Raw genomic sequence first — 3,765 nt, 5'->3', positions numbered from 1 at the left:
TGGCCGGGGTCGCGGCCGCCGACCTGCGCCGGCGCGTCGGGGAGCAGGCCGGCGCGGCGCCGGCGCCGGAGGCCGCGGTCACCCGCCACTTCGCCTGGCTGCACGGCCTGGTGGGCGCCGCCGGGGACCAGTCCGCCCCGCTCGACAAGACGCTGGACACCGTCGGGCAGCTCGGCCTGCACCTGAGCGCGGTGGACGCCGCCGCGACCAGCGGACGCGGCCCCCTGACCCTGGGCACCGGCAAGGAGATCCAGGCCGCCAAACAGGGCGCCGCCGCCGCGCCCCCGGTCCTGGCCACGCTGCTCGGCAGCCTGGCCCAGGACAGCGCCACCCTGGTGGCCGGGGGCGCGCGCGTCCAGTTGAACAACCTCTGGACCGCCACGCCCCTGCCCTTCTGCCGGGAGGCGATCCAGGGCCGCTACCCGGTCGAGCCGGGCAGCAAGCGCGACACCACCCTGGCCGACTTCGGCCGACTCTTCGGCCCCGGGGGACTCCTGGACGCCTTCTTCAAGGACCACCTGGCACCCCTGGTCGACAGTTCCCGCCGCCCCTGGCGCTGGGCCAACGCCGACCTGGGCATCCCCGCGGCGGTCCTGGCCCAGTTTCAGCGCGCCGAGGTGATCCGCGAGGCCTTCTTCGCGGGCGGCGGCAAGACCCCGGCGGTCGAGTTCGAGCTGACCCCCGTCAGCCTGGACCGCCTGGCGACCCAGTTCACCCTCGACCTGGGCGGTCAGGTCCTCGACTACCGCCAAGGGCCACGCAAACCCCAGACCCTCAAATGGCCGGCACCCGAGGGGCTCGGGCGGGCGCGCATCACCTTCACCGGGATCGACGGCAAGACCCCCGGCCAGACCGAGGAGGGCCCCTGGGCCTGGTTCCGGCTCCTGGACCGGGCGCGCCTGCAGGCCACCGCCCAACCGGAACTGTTCCGCCTCGGCTTCACCCTGTCCGGCTTCTCCGCGAGCTTCGACCTGCGCGCGACCAGTGTCCGCAACCCCTTCGATCTCAAAGAACTGCGCGGCTTCAGTTGTCCCGAGCGGCTCTAGCGCAGAGCGACCGGCGGCCGTCATGCGACTGCTTTACCGTGAAAGTGCGTAGTCAGGCCATCCTGGCCTGACGGTGTCGGGGCTGGAACAGTCAGGGCTGGAAGCCCTGACTACGCCGCCCCGCACGCCGGCCATCGAGCTAGCGGTCGAGAGGACTTTCATGTTCCGGGGTGGCGCGGGTGCCATGACCGTTAGCCCGAATCAGGAAAATGCTCTCACAAAGACACAAAGGCACAAAGAACACAAAGAAAAACAGATCATTGAAGGCGTTGCGCCGAGCACCGCCAGGTGACCTCCACGACCGACAGATCGCTATGAAAATTCTTGTGTCTTTGTGTCTTTGTGTCTTTGTGAGAGAACTACTCTTTTTCTGGGTTTAAGGATCGCCCGCCAGCCCCCGCGAGGTAACGACCCGATGACCACCCCGCCCCTCCCCAAGCTGCCCGCCCACGACGACGCCGGACCCGTGCCGGCGCCCCCGATCGGTGATGGCCGGTTCCTCCTGGCCGCGGCGCGTAATCCGCAGGAGGCGCTGACGCTGGCCTTCGTGGGGGTCATCGGGCGCGCGCTGGACGCCGGCCGGCGACCGCTGATCCGCGGGTTGGCGGAACCAGACTTTCAGCGGCTCCTGGCCGCCTTCTTCCCGGGGGCGGCGCTGCGCAACGGTGACCCCGGGCAGGCGCCGCCGGACGAGTTCGACGAACTCCTGGAACTGTTGCTGGAGTCTCGCCGCGAGCCGAGCGAGACGCTCACCTGGCTGAGCCACGCCATCGCCGCCGCGGCGATGCGCGACAACCATCTGTGGCAGGACCTGGGGCTGCCGCACCGGCCCCTGCTCTCGGAGCTCATGGCGACCTGTTTTCCCGCGCTGGCGACGCTCAACGTCGGCGACATGAAATGGAAGAAGTTCTTCTATCGCCAGCTCTGCGAGCGCGCCGCGGTGCCCATCTGCAAGTCACCCAATTGTGCGGACTGCGTGGACGTTGCGGACTGCTTCGGGCATGGAGAGGGCGCCGCGCCTCGGCCCTGAGCCTCACCGTGAAGCTGAATCCGGGAATTGCTCTCACAAAGACACAAAGACACAAAGAAAAAAAAATCATTGAAGGCGTTGCACCGATCCCCGCCCAGGTGGCCTCCGCGATCGACATATCGCGTTGAAAATCTTTGTGTCTGTGTGTCTTTGTGAGAGAACTCCTCTTTCTGGGGTGAAAGTCGCGCAGCGGCTCTGTGGGAGCGGCTTCAGCCGCGACGGGCCGCGCGGAGAACGCGGCATCGACGTTCGGCGCGGCGCCGCATCGCGGCCGGAGGCCGCTCCCACAATGAGATTTCATGTTCCGGGGTCACGAACAAGCCGTGAACCTGGAAAGAGCAGTTCTCTCACAGACTTAGTGAGAGTCATGGCCGGATTTAGGATCACCGCTCGAAGCGCACCTGCACGTCCCGTGGCGCGGCCAGGTGGGGGGCCGAGGTGACCAGCAGCCGGGCACCGGCGCGGGCATAGTCCTCGGCATTGCGGGCGTTGACACCGCCGGCCGCGGCGACCAGGGCCGCCGAGCCGCACGCGGCGAGCGCGGCTAACACCTCGGCGACCATCTGCGGGGTGCATTTTTCCAGTTGCAGCACGTCCGCCCCGGCCCAGACCAAGGCCTCCTGCAACCCGTGGACCTCCACCACCACCCGCTTCTCCGGACACTGGCCGCGCAGCCGCGCCAGGGTCCACGCGGGGGGCTCGGACCCCAGAAACAACCGGTGTTCGGCGAAGACCAGCAGGGTCTCCGAGAGCCCGAGCCGGTGCATCACCGCGCCCCCGGCGCGGAAGCCCTTGGCCGCCAGGGCGCGATTGCCGGGGACATTCTTGCGCGTACCGGCCACCTGGGCCCCGGGGTCACCGCGCCGGGCGGCGGCGACGATGGCGGCGGCGCTGGTCGCGATGCCGGAGCACCATTCGACCAGCGTCTGGGCGGTCTTCCAGCCACGGTGCAGTGCGCCGGCGCTGCCGGTCGCCTCCAGCAGCAGGGTCTCGGTCGGTACTTCAGTCCCCGAGGGGACCAGCAGCCGGACCTGGGCCCCACACAATGCGAAGAGCCGCACCGCCTCCTCGACCCCGCAGACCACCATCGGGTCGCGGGCGAAGAAGCGGATGGTGCCGGGGTGGGCGCTGATCCCGAGCGAATCGGTGGTGAGGTCCCCGAAGGGGGTGTCCTCGGCGAGCAGGCGGTGCAGTTCGTGGTCCGCGAGGACCGGCGGTATCGATGGCGTCAGGGGGGTATCCTCGGGTCTGAACTGGGGCGGGAGCGCAATCATGGTTCCGGGCAGTTCCCGGACGGCGTCCAAGGCTTCAGCCTTGGATGGGCGGGACCAAGGCTGAAGCCTTGGACTCCGGAGGAGGGTCGCCGGCTGGAACGATGGGCAAGTCCGCGCCGGTGGCCGCGACCCTGACCTTGGGTCCGGTCGGCGAGAGTATAGCCGTTGCGCGCCGGCACCCGATGGTCTGCGCGGTGAGGGTTTGGGCTTGATCATGACCATCCCACGAGCGGCAAGGTGGACGGTCCGCACAGCGGACCCTACGGCGCGGGGCCTCGTAGATACTCTGTTCAAGCGCAAGTCCGATTTGCCTCCGATCCGTAAATTGGCCTCATCGCTACGTGAACAGTCTCCAGCCTCCGACGAGGTTTGCAGTGCTCGGGCTGGGCCTGGTATTGGTACCCCCGGTGTCACG

General features: G+C 68.7%; 3 protein-coding genes. 2 read left to right on the top strand and 1 reads right to left on the bottom strand.

What is annotated here, in order from left to right:
- Together QZY48_RS10900 and QZY48_RS10895 are read left to right on the top strand one after the other, a co-directional pair.
- A partial coding sequence (locus QZY48_RS10900) for a type VI secretion IcmF C-terminal domain-containing protein (RefSeq protein WP_295430885.1) occupies positions 1-1,046 on the top strand: 1,046 nt, incomplete at its 5' end.
- A 415-nt stretch (positions 1,047-1,461) separates the two neighbouring features.
- Positions 1,462-2,076 (top strand): nitrogen fixation protein NifQ, encoded by a 615-nt coding sequence (locus QZY48_RS10895; protein WP_295430884.1) that lies wholly within the window; start codon positions 1,462-1,464, stop codon positions 2,074-2,076.
- A 383-nt stretch (positions 2,077-2,459) separates the two neighbouring features.
- Here QZY48_RS10895 and modD read toward each other — a convergent pair whose 3' ends face one another.
- Complete coding sequence (gene modD / locus QZY48_RS10890) at positions 2,460-3,350, bottom strand: ModD protein (RefSeq protein ID WP_295430886.1); 891 nt, start codon at positions 3,348-3,350, stop codon at positions 2,460-2,462.
- Positions 3,351-3,765 lie beyond the last annotated feature (415 nt).

It is taken from the genome of uncultured Thiodictyon sp. (genome assembly GCF_903828115.1).
GTDB lineage: Bacteria > Pseudomonadota > Gammaproteobacteria > Chromatiales > Chromatiaceae > Thiodictyon.
This window is presented reverse-complemented; position numbering and strand designations above follow the sequence as displayed.